Annotated in this window: 10 protein-coding genes; 1 reads left to right on the top strand and 9 read right to left on the bottom strand. The window is 72.8% G+C overall.

The features are described 5' to 3' along the window. Positions 1-5: 5 nt before the first annotated feature. The 7 genes from atpA to WME98_RS23365 form a co-directional block, all read right to left on the bottom strand. On the bottom strand, positions 6-1,898 hold the full coding sequence (gene atpA / locus WME98_RS23335; RefSeq protein WP_437953266.1) for a F0F1 ATP synthase subunit alpha: 1,893 nt from the start codon (positions 1,896-1,898) through the stop codon (positions 6-8). Positions 1,899-2,014: 116 nt separating this feature from the next. Then, a complete protein-coding gene (gene atpH / locus WME98_RS23340) occupies positions 2,015-2,557 on the bottom strand; it encodes an ATP synthase F1 subunit delta (protein WP_061625195.1) in 543 nt (180 codons plus the stop codon). After that, entirely contained in the window at positions 2,554-3,576 is a 1,023-nt protein-coding gene (locus WME98_RS23345) for a F0F1 ATP synthase subunit B family protein (RefSeq protein WP_437953267.1), read from the bottom strand. The genes atpH and WME98_RS23345 overlap by 4 nt, the downstream gene beginning before the upstream one ends. Next, complete coding sequence (locus WME98_RS23350; RefSeq protein ID WP_236644363.1) at positions 3,573-4,055, bottom strand: ATP synthase F0 subunit B; 483 nt, start codon at positions 4,053-4,055, stop codon at positions 3,573-3,575. Before WME98_RS23350 ends, WME98_RS23345 begins: the two co-directional genes overlap by 4 nt. Before the next feature lie 250 nt (positions 4,056-4,305). After that, positions 4,306-5,769 (bottom strand): hypothetical protein, encoded by a 1,464-nt coding sequence (locus WME98_RS23355; protein WP_437953268.1) that lies wholly within the window; start codon positions 5,767-5,769, stop codon positions 4,306-4,308. 9 nt (positions 5,770-5,778) lie between these two features. Continuing rightward, on the bottom strand, positions 5,779-6,333 hold the full coding sequence (miaE, locus tag WME98_RS23360; RefSeq protein ID WP_437953269.1) for a tRNA isopentenyl-2-thiomethyl-A-37 hydroxylase MiaE: 555 nt from the start codon (positions 6,331-6,333) through the stop codon (positions 5,779-5,781). A gap of 171 nt (positions 6,334-6,504) precedes the next feature. After that, the gene (locus tag WME98_RS23365; protein ID WP_437953270.1) at positions 6,505-7,530 is read right to left on the bottom strand and encodes a hypothetical protein; all 1,026 of its coding nucleotides are present in this window, start codon (positions 7,528-7,530) and stop codon (positions 6,505-6,507) included. An 888-nt stretch (positions 7,531-8,418) separates the two neighbouring features. Between WME98_RS23365 and dnaA the strand changes: the two genes are divergently transcribed. Next, a complete protein-coding gene (gene dnaA / locus WME98_RS23370) occupies positions 8,419-9,834 on the top strand; it encodes a chromosomal replication initiator protein DnaA (RefSeq protein ID WP_020464715.1) in 1,416 nt (471 codons plus the stop codon). Between the two features lie 106 nt (positions 9,835-9,940). Here dnaA and WME98_RS23375 read toward each other — a convergent pair whose 3' ends face one another. After that, positions 9,941-13,864, bottom strand: a complete 3,924-nt coding sequence (locus WME98_RS23375; RefSeq protein ID WP_437953272.1) for a serine/threonine-protein kinase — start codon at positions 13,862-13,864, stop codon at positions 9,941-9,943. A gap of 120 nt (positions 13,865-13,984) precedes the next feature. Next, positions 13,985-15,847, bottom strand: coding sequence for a molecular chaperone DnaK (gene dnaK, locus WME98_RS23380; protein ID WP_437953273.1), 1,863 nt, complete (start codon positions 15,845-15,847; stop codon positions 13,985-13,987). Positions 15,848-15,912: the final 65 nt, after the last annotated feature.

Below are 15,912 nucleotides of genomic sequence, written 5' to 3' on the forward strand. Positions count from 1 at the left end.
GCTGCCTACTTTTCCTTGGCCTTCGAGGCGCTCTTCCCGTTCTTCGACTTCGCCTTGGGCGCCGGCGCCTCCTCGTCCTCGTCGCCCGCGGCCTCCGCGGCGGCCCCGGTCGAGGCGCCGCGCGCGTCCACCACGAACCGCTTCTTGTAGGCCTCGATCGCCTTCGTCATCCGGGACTTGAGGTCGTCGTCGAGCGCCTTCTTCTCCCGGATGTCCGCGAAGATCTGCGGGTGCTTGCCCTCGACGAACTTGTAGAGCTCGTCCTCGAAGCGCGCGAGCGAGCTCACCGGCAGGTCGTCGAGCAGCCCCTGCGTGCCGGCGTAGATGATGAGGATCTGCTTCTCGACGGCGAGCGGCACGTACTGGCCCTGCTTCAGGATCTCGGTGAGGCGCGCGCCGCGCTCGAGCTGCGCGCGCGTCTTCGCGTCGAGGTCCGAGGCGAACTGCGAGAACGCCGCCATGGCGCGGTACTGCGCGAGGTCGAGGCGGAGCGTGCCGGCGATCGACTTCATCGCCTTGATCTGCGCGTTGCCGCCGACCCGGCTGACCGAGATGCCGACGTTGATGGCCGGGCGGACGCCGGAGTAGAAGAGGTCGGCCTCGAGGAAGATCTGCCCGTCCGTGATGCTGATGACGTTCGTCGGGATGTACGCCGACACGTCGCCGGCCTGCGTCTCGATGACCGGCAGCGCCGTGAGCGAGCCGCCCGACTTCGGATCGCGGACGATCTCGTAGTCGCTCGCCTTCGCCTTGTCCGAGAGCTGCTGCTCGAGCTTCTTGATCTCGTCCTTCTTCTCTTCCTTGCGCGCTTGCTCGAGCTTCTCGAAGAGGGCCGCGTCGACCGTCTTCCAGAGCGAGTCCTTCGCCGAGTGCATCCCGTGCGCCCCGACGTGGGACTTGCCGTCGACGCCGCGGTACGCCGGGTCGCCGCCCTCGATCTTCGTGCCCTTCGTGACGACGTAGAAGATGTCGGCCATCTTCGCCGCGCGCTCGAGGAGCCGGGAGTGGAGGTAGAAGACGTCGCCCGGGTACGCCTCGCGGCCCGGCGGGCGGCGGAGCAGGAGCGAGAGCTGGCGGTACGCGACCGCCTGCTTCGACAGGTCGTCGTAGATGCACAGCGCGTGGCGCCCGGTGTCGCGGAAGTACTCGCCGATGGTCACGCCCGTGTACGGCGCGATGAACTGGAGCGGCGCGGTCTCGCTCGCCGTCGCGGCGACGATGATCGTGTACTCGAGCGCGCCGTGCGCATCGAGCTTGTCCACGACCTGGCGCACCGTCGACAGCTTCTGGCCGATCGCGACGTAGACGCAGATGACGCCCTTGCCCTTCTGGTTGATGATCGCGTCGACCGCGACGGCGGTCTTGCCGACCTGCCGGTCGCCGATGATGAGCTCGCGCTGGCCGCGGCCGACCGGGATCATCGCGTCGATCGCCTTGATGCCGGTCTGCATCGGCTCGGTGACCGGCTGGCGCTGGATGATGCCGGGCGCCTTCACCTCGACGCGGCGGCGCTCCTTCGCCTCGATCGGCCCCTTGCCGTCGATCGGCATGCCGAGCGCGTTGACGACGCGCCCGAGGGTCGCCTCGCCGACGGGCACCTCCATGATGCGCCCGGTGCGCTTCACGGCGTCGCCCTCCTTGATGACGCTCGTATCGCCGAAGATGGCGGCGCCCACGTTGTCCTGCTCGAGGTTCAGCACGAGCCCCATCAGGCTGGCGCCCTCCGAGCCGGTGAACTCAACGAGCTCGCCGGCCATGGCGCGGCTCAGGCCGTGCACGCGGGCGATGCCGTCGCCCACCGTGAGCACGGTGCCCGTCTCGGTGACCTGGGCGGCCTTGTCGATGTTCTGGATTTGCTTCTTGATGATCTGAGAGATCTCTTCGGCGCGGAGCTGCATGCGGAGTCCTCTGTCCGGAGACGCTTGGGCTTCGGAGTCAACGTCGTCAAGGTCAAGGGGTCGGCGAACGCCGAGCCCCGACCTCGTGGGAAACAGGGGTGCGTGTTCGCGTCCCCTCAGGTTCGGAGCAGGTTGTCACGGAACGCCGACAGCCGGGTCCGGAGGCTGCCGTCGATCACCTGATCGTCGATCTGGGTGACCACGCCCGCGATGAGCGAGGGATCCTGCTTGTGGGTGATCGAGATCTTCCGGCCCGTCGCCCTCTCGAGCTCGGCCCGGAGGCGGTCGAGGTAATCGCTGGTCAGCGGGCCCGCGCTCGTGACCACGGCCCGGGCGACGTTCTGCTCCTGGTCGACGAGCAGCGCGAGCTGCCGGGAGATCTCGGGCAGCGCCGCGAGCCGCCGCCTGCGCGCGAGCAGCAGCAGCGTGTTCTTGGTCACCTCCGAGAAGCCGGCGCGGGCGCCGATCTCGCGGAGCAGCTCCTCGCGCTGCGCCTCGGGGATGAGCGGGTTGTCGAGGACCAGGCGGAGCTCCTCGCTCGCCCCGTAGGTCGCGCTGGCGTCCCCGATCTCCCTGGCGAGGGCCGCGAGGGTGCCGGTTTCCTTGCCGATCTCGAAGATCGCGCGCCCGTAGCGTCGGGCGACGGCCTCGTAGCTCATATCGCTGCTCCGGTGGTCTGGGCCCCGCGGCGGGTCGCGCCGGCGGAGACGGCCGCGGGGATGGCCTTCAGGTACTCTTCGTTGGCCCGATCGAGGTCCTCCCGGCCGACGCGCTGCCGGAGCAGCTCCTCGGCCGCGGCCACGGCGCTCTGCACCGCCTCCTGGAGGAGCAGGACGCGCGCCGCCTTGAGCTCCTGCTCGATGCGGAACTCGGCGTCGCGCCGCATCCGGACGCGGCGCTGCTCCGCCTCGGCGAGCACGTGGGCCTTCTCGCGCTCGGCCTGCGCCGCGTGCTCGGCCTTGAGCTCCGCGAGCGTCTCCTCGAGCCGCGTGAGCTTGTCCTCGTACTCGTCGAGCCGCGTCTCGGCCTCCTCCTTGAGGCGCGAGGCGTTGTCGAGCTCCTGCGTGATCGTCTGCTTGCGCTTCTTCAGCGCCTCGGCGATCGGCTTCCGCCCGAAGCGGTAGATGATGAACGCGAGGAGGCTGACGTTGAGGACCGAGGCGAGGAACGGCGGCGGCTCGTTCTTCGGATCGCAGGGGTTCTGCTCGTTGTGGTAGCGCCAGAGCAGCGCGTTGATGCCGCCCTTCGCGGCCGCCTCGTTGTTCACGCCGATGAGGCCGTGCCACCAGTTGACGTGGGGCGGCGGATCGGTCGGGCCGTGGCCGGGGCAGTGCTCCTCGCCGTGCGAGGCGTGCTCCGTGGTCTCCGGCGGCGCGGTGCGCGCGCGCTGCATGCCCGGCTGCGGCCGGAGCCCGTGGCCCGGGACGAGCGGGCGCCCGCCCGGGCCGAGCGGCCGGCCGGGCTGCGCCTCGCGCGGGCGGGGCGTCGGCTGGGCCGCGCCGGGCTGGGCCGCGCCGGGCTGCGCCGGCTGCGCGCCGACGGGCGGGTGCCCGGGCGGCAGCCCGGGCTGGGCGGCGGGCTGCGGCTGCGCGGCCGGCTGCTGCGCGAGCGCCGTGCCCGCGGTGAGCGCCGCGGCCAGGCCGAGCGCGAGCGATGAGCGGCGGAGCGTCTTCTTCACTGGCGCACCTCGCGGCCGAGCATGCTGGCGGCGATCTCCGCCGCGAGCGCGGGCTGGGCGGCGGCGAGCTCGCCCCGCATGCGGGCGACCTCGGCCGCGATCTTCGCCTTGCCGTCCTCGAGGATGCGCGCCGTCTCGGCGCGGGCCTCGGCCATGATCTGCGCCTCGATCTTCGCGGTCTCGGCGCGGAGCCGCTCGCGCTCGACCCCGGCCTCGCGCCGGACCTTCTCGATCTCGGCCTCGTAGCGGGTGAGCAGCTCGCCCGCGCGCTCGTCCATCTCGCGCGCCTCCCGCTTGGCGCCGTCGGTGCGCCGCTCGCGCTCCTCGAAGACGCGGAGCAGCGGATCGAACAGCAGCGGCTTGAGCACGACGACGAACGTCGAGAACAGGACGACCTGCGCCAGGAACGTCAGATCGAAGTCGACGGAGATGGCGCTGGCGCCGGACGCGAGGAGAGGGTGCATTGCGTTCGGATTCACGGGTGCTTGTTCGGCGACGAGGGCGGCGCAGCGGGAGCTGCTCGCCGCGCGCCCCGGAGGGGGGCGATTTCGCGAGCCGGCACCTAGCACGTGTCAGTCAAAGCTGGAAGGGCTCTCGGCAGGGCCGCCGGGCCCGCCTCTTCGCGGCGCGCAGCGCTTGCGCGCCGCTCGCGTTCGCCGCTCGATGCGCCCGCTCGTCGGCGCGATCGGGCCGCTCCGAGCGCGCGTTTTTTGCGCGTTGGACCGGACGCTAGAGGCTCGCGAGCGCGCGTACGAGCTCGCCGAGGCCCGCCTCGAGATCGGCTTCGCTCGCGCGCCGCGACGCCGTCGACCTCGGCGCGCCGTCGTCGTCGCGGAGGGCCTCGGCCGCGCGCGGGTTGCGGAACCAGTCCTCGTCGAAGCGCTCGATCAGATCGCGGCGATCGCGCGCGGCGAGGACCGCACCGGCGAGGCGGGCGGCCGCGCCGGGATCGAGCGCCGGCAGGACCCCGGCGAGCGCTCCCGGGATCGGCGCGCCGAGCGCGCGCGCGGTCACCTCCTCGAAGCGATCCCTGCGGTCCCGCGCGCCCCGGAGCAGCACGTGCCCGCCTCCGTCCTGGCCGGAGCGGAACACGAGCGCCACAGTCGCGGCGTCGAGGCGGAGCGAGAGGAGGAGGCTCCGCGCGGTCGCGCGCGCCTGATCGAGCGCGCGGCCCCGGCCGAGCCCGAGCGCGCGGGCGCAGAAGACGGGATCGGCGACGAGGCCGCCGAACAGCGCGGCGCGGCGCGCCTCGCGGAGATCGAACGGCGCGCGGGCGAGCGCGAACGGCCCGCGCCCCGACGCTCGCGCGAGCGCCGCGCCGAAGCGGGCGAGCGCGCGCGCGAACGAGGCGGCGCCGAGCGGGCGCGGCAGCGGCCCGAGATCGATCGCGAGGCCCTCGGTGAGCTTCGTCGCGCGGAACAGCTCCTCGATCCACCGCGGGCCGAGCCGCGCCGGCCACCCCGACGCCGCGTCGCGGCCGACGGCGCGCCCGAGCGCGCCGTACCAGGTCGGCGCGCGCTCCATCATCGACTCGGTCCGGCGCAGCAGCGCCTCGGCGGCGGCGATCGCGGCGTCCGGGGGGTCGCAGGGGATCTCGATGGCGCGCAGGCCCTCCTCCGCGAGCAGCCGCGCCGCCTCGTGCCGCCGCTCGACGAGGATGCGCGCGGCGTCGGCGACCGCGCCGGATCCGCGGGCGAGCACCTCCGCGAAGGTCTGCCGTCCGGCGTCGGTCGGATCGGCGAGCAGCCGGAGCCGCGCCTCGCGCGGCGACACCCGCGCCGGCTCGGGCAGGTCGATCGTGAGCGACGCCGCGTGCCAGGCGGCGGCGAGCCGGACGCGGTCGGGCCAGACGACCCGCTCCAGCGTGAGCGTGTAGACCCAGTCGGCGAGCGGGGCCGCGAGGCCGGTCGGGTCCGGCGCGGCGGCCGCCGTCGGGCTCGCGAGCCCGAGCTCCGCGCCGAGGCCGGGGGTCTTGCCGGTGAGCTCGAGGTAGGTCGACCGCGCGCTGGCGCGCCGGAACGGCTCGAGCGGGTTCTCGAGCCGGGCCCGCGCCTCGGCGGCGCTCGGGCCGCCCTCGTCCTCGGCGGGCGGGGCCGTACCGCGCCGGGTGATGTCGCCGAGCGCCGCGCGGAGCGCGCGCGCCCCTCGAGCGACGTCCCGATCGAGGCGGAGCAGATCGATCTCCATGCGCATCTACCCCCGTTACCCGTGCACCGCGGGTGCCGTCCCGAGCCGCCCGGCGATCTCGCCCTCGGCGCGCGCGAGCTCGGCCAGCCGCGCCCGCGTCGCGACCTCGTCGCCGGCGACCTCGACGGCGAGATCGACGAGGGTCCGGTAGTGCCGCGCCTCGGACGCGAAGAGCTCCTCGTAGAGCGGCGCGAGCTCGTGCGCGCGCGCGGCGAGCCCGTCGGCGAGCAGGCGGAAGCGCTCGCAGGAGCGGGCCTCGATGAGGGCGCCGACGAGCAGCCGATCGACCAGGGCGGCCTTCGCGTTGCGCGCGCAGGTGGTGGAGGCCGCCTTGCGCAGCTCGCTCGCGTAGACGTCGGTCTCCGGCTTGCCGAGCGCGAGGCCGCGCTGCTCGATCACGTCGAGCAGCGCGCGGAAGTGCCGGAGCTCCTCCTCGGCGAGGTCGACGAGCGCGCGCGCGAGGCGCGGCATCGACGGCCAGCGCGCGGCGAGGGACAGCGCGTTCGACGCCGCCTTCATCTCGCAGTGGGCGTGGTCGGTCAGGAGCGCCGGCAGGTCGGCGAGCGCCACGTCAGCCCAGCGTGGATCGGTCGGTAGGGTCAGGCACAGCACGCAGGGCCGACCTAGAGCAGGCGCGGCGCGGCGAGAAGGGGGAGGCGGGCGTCGGCGGCGGCCAGCCGTCGCGCCCCGGCGCGGCGCCCGCCGTCGCGCCCGCGGCGGCGCCCTCGCGACGGAGGCGGGCTACAGGCCCTCGGACTGCGCGCGGGTCAGCCCGCTCGACTCGAGGTGGTACGAGAGCCCGACCACGAACGTGGTGGGTCCTCCGCTGGCGAGCGCCCGCCGCACGGTGCCCTCGATGGCGAACTGGGTGCCCACGTAGCCGGCGCCGAGCGACAGCGCGTGCTGGCCCGCGCCCTGGTCGAAGCGGTAGCCGGCGCGGAGCGGGAAGCGATCGGCCACGAGGTACTCGCCGCCCGCCATGAGGCGGTACGAGGTCTCGCGGTAGGAGTGGAGGTCGGCGAGCCCGTCGACCTCGATCGAGAAGTCGTTGGTGCCGAACCCGACGCCGCCGCCGACGGTCGTGGGGAGCAGCCCGTGGTCCGGGAAGGTGAGGTTCTGCCCGACGGCGGCGATGTAGAGGTTGTCGGTCGCCTTGACGGTGAGCGCGGCGTCGAACGTGAACGCGTTGACGAAGGAGTGGCGCCCCACCGGGACGCTCTCGGCCTCGCCGGCCGCGTTCGTCCTCACGACGGCGTCGTCCTTGTCGCGCAGGCCGCCGGAGACCGGGCCGGCGTCGAGCCACCGCCCGCCGAGGGTGCCGTCCTGCGTGATCTTGGCGTAGCGGCCGGTGACCCCGACGAAGATGCGATCGGTGATCGGGTAGGCGAGGGCCGCCCGCGCGTCGAGGTAGGAGCGCCTGAGCCCGCCCTCGCCCATGTCGACGTAGCCCCCGACGAAGGAGAGCGCGCCCGCGAGGTTCCCCGTGACCGAGTCGACGACGACGCCGCCGTAGGCGTGGCGTTCGGCCTCCGGGCTGCCCTGGAAGAGCGCCTGGAGGTGGTAGACGCGGGTCTCCACCATGGCGGACGGGTTCAGGAAGATGGCCGACGTCCCGTTCCCGAGGGCGCGCAGCGCGCCGCCGAGGGCCGCGGCGCGGGGCGTCTCGTTCTCTCCGTAGGCGTAGGCGAGCTGCGGCGGCAGCTCCTCGGCCGCCGCCGGCCCCGCGGCCGCCGCCAGCGCGAGCGCGCCTGCAGCGGAGAAGGCCATGGCCCGCGCGGCGGTCGTCGACGCCGCCCGGCGCGACGGCCGCTGCGCCAGGAGGGCCCCCCTTGTCAACCGGATCCCCGACCGCATCGCTTCGCCATACCTCAGACCGAGGCCCTGGGGACAAATTCTCGGCCCCCCGAGAACGCCTCGCGCCGGTCGGTCTGTGCTGGACGACCTCCGCGTTCCCAAAAAAGCTGGAAAATCAGCTACCTTTCGCCTCTTGACGACGAGATGAGCGGGTTTTGCTCTGCAATCGTGAGCGCGTCGTGAAAATCACCGACCCGCGTCGGGAGTTTTGGCGCCTGGTGTCCGGAGGGCAGAGCGCGGGGGCCGCGAAGCCGTTTTCGCAGTGCGCCAGGGACTGAAATTAAGCCAATGAAGTTCGATACTTGAGTCAGGTTTCGCAGTTGGGCATAGACGCCCGGACTCACCCGGTGCTACCTCGGATTCGTCCTCGGGGCGGTCCTGCGCCGCACCGGGTCCTCCAAAGGGTGGCCCCGAAAGGGGCGCTGCGGGCTACCGAGCTCTGTGAGGCGGTATGGGGGACGGCTGTGCCGATCTGTCTTCCAATGCAATGGACCTCGACGCGACGGTTGCACCCCCACCTCGATCGGTGTGCTCGGCGGATGCCGAGCCGAGCGCCGGTGCAGTGGGGCCGTACCATCCCCCCGCATTCCATGGAGGCATGCGGACGGTTTCCCGAGGGCGAAGCGGACGTGGGCGGACTGTTGAAAAGTCGACACGCCGTTCGATTACATTCAGAATAACACAGTGATCTCCAGAAGTTAGAGGCGAGTCCTCGCTGGGAGACCTGTGGATAAGTTGGGGGCGACGGTTTCTTCGGTCGCCTCCGAAACCTATTTTCGTGGAGCGGACTTCAGAGCAGCGATGACGATTCCGAAACACGAGCCGCGCGAAGTCTTCGATCGGGCGATCGAGCATACGCGGACGCTTTCCCCCGCGACTTTCGACCAGTGGTTCGGGGGAGTTCAGTTCGATGATCTGACCGACGGCGTCCTCACGCTGCGCGTCCAGAACGAGTTCGTCCTCGAGTGGGTCAGGGACAACTTCCTGCCGGCGCTGACGGACAAGATCCGAGAGCTCACCGGCTGGTCGGTCCAGGTGGCGTGGACGATCGATCAGAACCTCGACTCGCCGATCGCCCAGCGCGTGGAGCTCACCCCGGTGCGTCCGCGGGCGCTCGTGGTGCGCCCGACGAGCGCGGCGCCGGCGCCGGCGCCGCGCCCCGAGCCGTCGCTCCGGCGCGTCCCGTCGATGCCGGACGACCTCAACCCGAAGCACACCTTCGCGAGCTTCGTCGTCGGCCCGTCGAACCAGCTGGCGCACGCGGCCGCGATCGCGGCGGCGGGCGGCGGGGGCCGCCGGTACAACCCGCTCTTCATCTGCGGCGGCACGGGGCTCGGCAAGACGCACCTCATGCACGCGATCGCGCACCGCGTCTTCGAGGGCAGGCCGGAGGCGCGCATCATCTACGTCTCGGCCGAGAAGTTCACGAACGACTTCATCACGGCCATCCAGCACCACCGCATGGACGAGTTCCGCGCGCGGTACCGGTCGAGCTGCGACGTGCTGCTGGTCGACGACATCCAGTTCCTGGCCGGGCGCGAGCAGACGCAGGAGGAGTTCTTCCACACCTTCAACGCGCTCCACACGCTCGACCGGCAGATCGTGGTGACGAGCGACAAGTACCCCCAGAACCTCGAGCGCATGGAAGAGCGCCTCGTCTCGCGGTTCTCCTGGGGGCTCGTCGCCGACATCCAGGTGCCGGAGCTGGAGACGCGCGTCGCGATCGTCCGGAACAAGGCGGCGCTCGAGGGCATCGCGCTCACCGACGACGTCGCGCTCTACCTCGCGCAGATGGTCCGCTCCAACGTCCGTGAGCTCGAGGGCACGCTGATCCGGCTGGCGGCCAAGAGCTCGCTCACGGGCCGCCCCGTGGACCTCCCGTTCGCGCGCGCCGAGATCACGGCCACGTCGCCGCCGCGGGCGCAGATGATGAGCGTCGAGGACATCCAGCGCGCGGTGTGCCACCACTTCCACCTGCGCTCGATCGACCTCACGTCGAAGGACCGCCACAAGAGCGTGGCCTTCGCGCGCCACGTCGCGATGTACCTCTGCAAGCAGCGGCTGAAGTGCAGCTTCCCGGAGATCGGGCGGGCCTTCGGCAACCGCGATCACACGACCGTGATGAGCGCCGTCCGCAAGATCGAGGCGCAGCGGGACTCCGATCCGCAGGTCCGCGCCCACCTCGAGGCGCTCGAGAAGAAGCTCGCCGACGAGTGAGCCGCGCGCGCCGCGCGGCGGGGCTCCCGCCCAGGGCGGCCATCCCCGCGGCGCGGTCGGCGCCGCGGGGGCGCGCCGTCGCGGCGGCGGTCAGCGCCGCGGGCGATCAGCGCTCGGACAGCGCGGCGCGCGCGTCGTCGGCGACGAGCTTGTTGCCGTAGGCGGAGGCGAGCTCGAGCACCTCCGCGAGCTCGCGCCGCGCCTCGTCGACCTGGCCCCGCTGCTTCAGGAGCGCGCCGAGCAGGTACCGGCTCTCCAGCGCGTCCGTCCGGTAGGAGCGCGCCTCGGCGTAGCGCGCGAGCTCGCGCAGCAGATCGCCGGCGGAGGCCGCGCCGTTCAGGCCGTCGAGGTAGGCGAGGTGCGCGCGGTTGATCGCGGCGAGGCGCTCGTGGCCGCTCTCCTCGGCGAGCTCCCTCGACTCGGCGAACGACGCGTAGGCGCGCGGTAGATCGCCGAGCCGCCGGCTCGCGTCGCCGAGGTTGTGCAGCGCGGCGGCGGTCTCGAAGCGCAGGCCCGCCGACCGGGCGAGGTCGACAGCCCGGGCCGAGCTCTTCACCGCCGCGGCGAAATCGCGGAGGAAGAAATGCACGAGGACGCGCTGCTTCTCGCGCTCGCTCGCCGCCGCGAGGTCGCCCGGATGGCCGAGCGCCTCCGCCCGGTCGAGCGCGCGGAGCGCCGCCTCGAGGTCGCCCGTCGCCGCGCGGGTCTGGGAGATGGCGAGCAAGAGCCGCTCGTCGTCGATGTCGCCCATCGCCTCGAGCTGCTCGACCGCGCGGACCGCGCGGGTGAAATCGCCCGTCCTCACGCCGATCTCCGTCTCGCACGCGATCGCCTTCCGGCGGAGGTCCTCGCGGTCGCCGGCGAGGGCGTACGCCTCCTCCAGGCGCGCGTACGCGTCGGAGAAGAGGTCCACCGCGCCGAGCGCGCGCGCCACGTCGACGCGCGCCGAGAGCTTCTGCTCCGGGGCGCCGGCCTCGTCGATGCGCCGGAGCGCGCGGGCCGCGATGTCGCCGAGATCGGGCGCGGAGCGCACGCGCACCACGACGTCCGCGAGCGCGCGGAGCCACGCGGCGAGCTCCGCCGGCGGGCGGTTGGCGTGGTCGCCGAGGTCGAGCGCCTGGAAGATGAGCCGGAGCGCGGGGTCGAGCTGGCTCGCGCGGATCTTGTGGAGCGCCGCCCGCGCATAGAACGTCGCGGCGCGGTCGCGGTCGCCGGCCTGGTAGAAGTGCTGCCCGATGCGCTCGGCGTGCTCGGCGCTGTCCTCGCCGACGACCGCGACGTACGCCGCCGCCGCCGCGGCGTGCAGCTCCCGGCGCACCTCTGGCGGGATCGCGTCGAGGACGATCTCGCCGTGCATGGGCGACGCGAAGCCCGCCTGCGCGGGGCCCTTGAGCCGCAGGAGATCGCGGGTCGCGAGCCCGGAGATCGCGCGGTTCACGAGCGAGAGCTTCTGCTGGAGCAGCGCCGCGAGGACCTCGGTCGGCACCGGATCGCCGAGGATCGCCGCGGCCTGGAGCACGGCGCGGTCGCTCGGGTCGAGCCGCCGCACCCGGGTGGCGATGAGCGTGCGCAGCGAGCGCGGCACCGCCGACGCGCCGTCGAGCCGGGCCTTCACGGCGCCGCTCACGACGGTGAGCGCGCCGGAGTCGCTGAGCTCCTTGATGAGCTCCTCGAGGAAGAGCGGGTGGCCGCCGGCGCGCTCGCGGCAGAAGCCGACCACGTCGGGCGGCAGGAACGTCGCGCCGATGCGCGCCGACATGAGGCGCGCGCTGTCGCTGTCCGAGAGCTCCCCGACCCGGATCCGATAGAAGTGGGGGTGCGCCTCGAGCAGCGGCGGCGGGTCGCTGCGCGTCGCCAGGATCAGCACGGCGCGGAGCCCGCCGGCGCGGCCGGCCGTGGCGAGGAGGGTCTCGGCGGTGAGCTGGTCCATCGCCTGCGCGTCGTCCCAGGCGAAGCAGTGGAGCCGATCCTCGCAGAGGCTCTGCACCATCCGAGGGAACGCCGTGCGCAGGATCGCGGTCGTCCCCTGCGGCGCCCGCGGGTCGACGAGCGCCGCGCCGAGCTGGCCGAGCACGGCCGCGGACTCGTCCTCGCGCAGGCCGAGCGCGCGCAGCCGCGGCAGCACGGCGCGGATGCGCTCCTCGTCGTCGCCCTCCTGGATGCCGCAGAGCACCTGCAGCATCGCGGTGAGGCCGCTCCACGGGACGTCGGCGCCGTTGTGCGGGCACGACGCGACGTAGACGCCGACGTTGTAGTCGCCCTTCGAGAGCCGCCGCTCCATCTCGGCGAGCAGCCGCGTCTTGCCGATGCCGCGCTCGCCCTGGATGACCGCGATCTGCGCGCGCTTCCTCGTGCCGGCGGCGAGGATGTCCCCGAGCTGCTTGAGCTCGTCGCGGCGGCCGACGAAGCGCCCGTACGCGCCGTCCGGGGGCTCCGCCGAGGTGACCACGCGCCCCCCCTCGGGCGCGGTCCGGCCCGCGCCGGGCAGCTCCTCGGTCGTGAAGGCGTTGCGGAGGACGCGCCAGGTGAGGTGTGACACGGCGACCTGGGACTCGGTCGCGCGGGCGAGCGCCTGGGCCGAGGCGATGAGCGAGGTGAGGCGCTCGTCGCGGATCGGGGCGCCGGCGCCGTCGACGAGGATGCGGGCGAGGTGGATGCCGGCCGAGACCGCCGCGCCCCCGCCGCGCGAGCGGAGGATGACGAGGGCGGCGCGCACCGCGGCCTCGGTGTCGCGGCCGTCGGCGTCGCCGAGCCCGAAGACGGCGACGAGCTGCGACGCCTCCTGCTCGAGCAGCAGCGCGCCGTAGCGCGCCAGCACCTCGCGCGCCCGCGCGATGCGCTTCGCCGCGTCGGCCTCGGGCCCCGTGAAGATGAGCACGAGCGCCGTGACCTCGCGCCGCTCGCCGAGGCCGCGCGCGGCCGGGCTGCTGTCGGCCTTCTCGAGCAGCTGGAGGAGCCCCGACGCCGTGATGCGGCTGCGCGTGCTCGTCGTGTGCGGCACCTCGACCGGCGTGCGGTCGTTGGCGCCGAGCGGCTCCTCCTCGAGCGCGGCGCTCGCCTCGCGCTCGGCGCCCGCCTTCTCCTCGTGGAAGGGCTCGAGGAACTCGGCGAGGTCGTTCGCCCCGAACCGCTCGCCGGTCGCGTAGAAGAAGCCGAGGAGCGCCTCGTGCAGCCGCCCGGCGTCGGGGAACCGATCCTCGACGTTCTTCGCGAGCATCGTGCTCACGATGTCGACGAGCGGCCTCGGCACGTCGGGGCGCACGAGCGCGAGCGGCGGGTACTCGCTCGCCTGCAGCCGCCGCATGACCTCGAACGCCGTCGGCGCCGCGAACGGGTTCGAGCCGGCGATCATCTCGTAGAGCACCGTCCCGAGCGAGAAGAGGTCGCTCCTGCCGTCGATGGCGCCGGCGCGCGACTGCTCGGGGCTCATGTAGGCGAGCTTCCCGCGGATCCTGCCGGCGCGCTTCTCGCCGACCTCCTCCTCGGTCATCGACTGCGTCGCCTTGGCGATGCCGAAGTCGGTGACCTTCACCTCTCCCTCCCAGGAGAGCAGGATGTTCTGGGGCGAGATGTCGCGGTGGACGATGCCGAGGGGGCGCGACTGCTCGTCGCGCCGCCTATGGGCGTGGTCGAGCGCCTTGGCGATCTCGGCGGTCATGAAGACGGCCATGGCGAGGGGGATCGGCCGCTTCGACCTCCGGCAGCGGGCGAGCAGCGTCGCCAGGTCGAGCCCGGGGACGTACTCCATCGCGATGAAGTAGCTCGTCGGATCGCCGTTCGGGTGGTCGACGCGGCCGAGGTCGAACACCTGCACGATGTTGGCGTGCGAGAGGCGGACGGCGAGCTTCGCCTCGTGCACGAACATGTCGACGAAGCGCCCCTGCTCGGCGAGCTTGGGGAGGATGCGCTTGATGACGAGGACCTTCTCGAACCCCTCGACGCCGAAGCTCTTGGCCTTGAAGACCTCGGCCATGCCGCCTTCGCCGAGGCGCTCGAGCAAGCGATAGCGTCCGAAGGTCTCGTTCAGCATCGTCGCGTCGAAGCCCCGCGCAGCCCTGCGCCTAGAGCGCGCGCGGCGCGCCGGAGGGGACGGCCTCGGCGCGGCGCGCGCGCCGGCGCTCGCTCGCCGGCCCCGCCGCCAGGCCGCGCGTCACGTCTCGACCGCCTTGTTCGCGCCGGCGTCATCGTCCCCTCCATACATCGACTCCGCGATCCGGAACGCCGCCCCCTCGAGGCGCGCGTACGCCGCCCGGAGCGCGTCGAGATCGCCGCCGCCGTCGAGCAGCTTGCGCAGCGCGGAGCACTCGGCCTGGACCTCGCCGAGGAGCTCGGCGTCGAGCAGATCGCTGTAGCCGTCGAGGGCCTGCTCGGTCGTGTAGACGAGGGTCTCGGCCTGGTTGCGGAGCTCGGCGAGCTCGCGCCGGAGCGCGTCGGTCTGCTTGAACCGCTCGCCCTCCGAGACGAGCCGGTCGACCTCGTCCGGCGTGAGGCCGCTCGTCGGGGTCACCCGGACCTCCTGCACCCTCCCCGTCCCGAGATCGCGCGCCTCGACGCGGACGATCCCGTTCTCGTCGATGCGGAAGGTGACCTGGATCTTGGGCAGCCCGCGGGGCGCGGGCGGGATGCCGGTGAGCTCGAAGCGGGCGAGGCTCCGGCAGTCGGCGGCCATCTCGCGCTCGCCCTGGAGCACGTGCACGGGGACGAAGCTCTGGTTGTCGACGCTCGTCGTGAAGATCTCGCTCCGCTCGGTCGGGATCGTGGTGTTCCGCGGGATGAGCTTGAACATCACGCCGCCGCCGGTCTCGACGCCGAGCGACAGCGGCGTCACGTCGAGGAGCAGCACCTCGTCGACGTGCCCCGAGAGCGCGGCGCCCTGCAGCGCCGCCCCGACCGCGACGACCTCGTCGGGGTTCACGCCCTTGTTCGGCTCCCGGCCGAAGAACTCGCGCACCGCGGCCTGCACGGCGGGCATCCGCGTCATGCCGCCGACGAGGACCACCGTGTTGACGGCGGAGACGGGGAGCTTGGCGTCCCCGAGCGTCGCCCGGCAGACGTCGATGGTCCGCCGGATGAGGCTCTCGCAGAGCATCTCGAGCTCGTTGCGCCGCATCGACCGCTCGAGGTGGAGCGGCCCGCCGCCGGGGCCGACGGCGATGAAGGGGATGTTGATCTCGGTCTCGAGCGACGACGAGAGCTCGTGCTTCGCCTTCTCCGCCGCCTCCTTGAGCCGCTGCAGCGCCATGCGGTCGCGGCGCAGATCGATCCGGTGCTTGGCCTCGAAGTCGTCGGCGAGCAGGTCGATGATCCGCTGGTCGAAATCCTCGCCGCCGAGGTGCGTGTCGCCGCCGGTCGCCTTGACGCTGAAGACCCCGCTCGCGATCTCGAGGATCGAGATGTCGAACGTCCCGCCGCCGAGGTCGTAGACCGCGATCGTCTCGGCCTTCACCTTGTCGAGGCCGTAGGCGAGCGCCGCGGCGGTCGGCTCGTTGATGATCCGGCGCACCTCGAGCCCGGCGATCCGCCCCGCGTCCTTCGTCGCCTGCCGCTGCGCGTCGTCGAAGTAGGCCGGGACGGTCACCACCGCTTCGGTCACCGGCTCGCCGAGGAACCGCTCGGCGACCTGCTTCATCTGGCCGAGGATCATCGCCGAGATCTCGGGGGGCGAGTAGCTGCGCCCCTTGACCTCGACCCAGGCGTCGCTGTTCGGCGCCTCGACGATCTTGTAGGGGGCGAGCAGGATCTGCTTGCTGACCTCGGGCGCGCTGAACTTGCGGCCCATCAGCCGCTTCACCGCGTAGATGGTGTTCTGCGGGTTCGTGACCGCCTGGCGCCGCGCCACCTGCCCGACCAGGCGCTCACCGCTCGCGGGGAAGCCGACCACGGAGGGGGTCGTGCGCGCGCCTTCGGCGTTCGGGATCACCCGCACGTCGTTGGCCGAGGCGACCCCTGCCCCTTCGACGACCGCCACGCACGAGTTCGTCGTCCCGAGATCGATGCCGATCACCTTCCCCATATGCGGCGAAAGATACTACAGGCCTGAATGCTCGCTGGGTGGGGAGACGACCGTGGCGCCCGCGA

Source organism: Sorangium sp. So ce296 (assembly GCF_051529605.1).
Lineage (GTDB): Bacteria > Myxococcota_A > Polyangia > Polyangiales > Polyangiaceae > Sorangium > Sorangium cellulosum_D.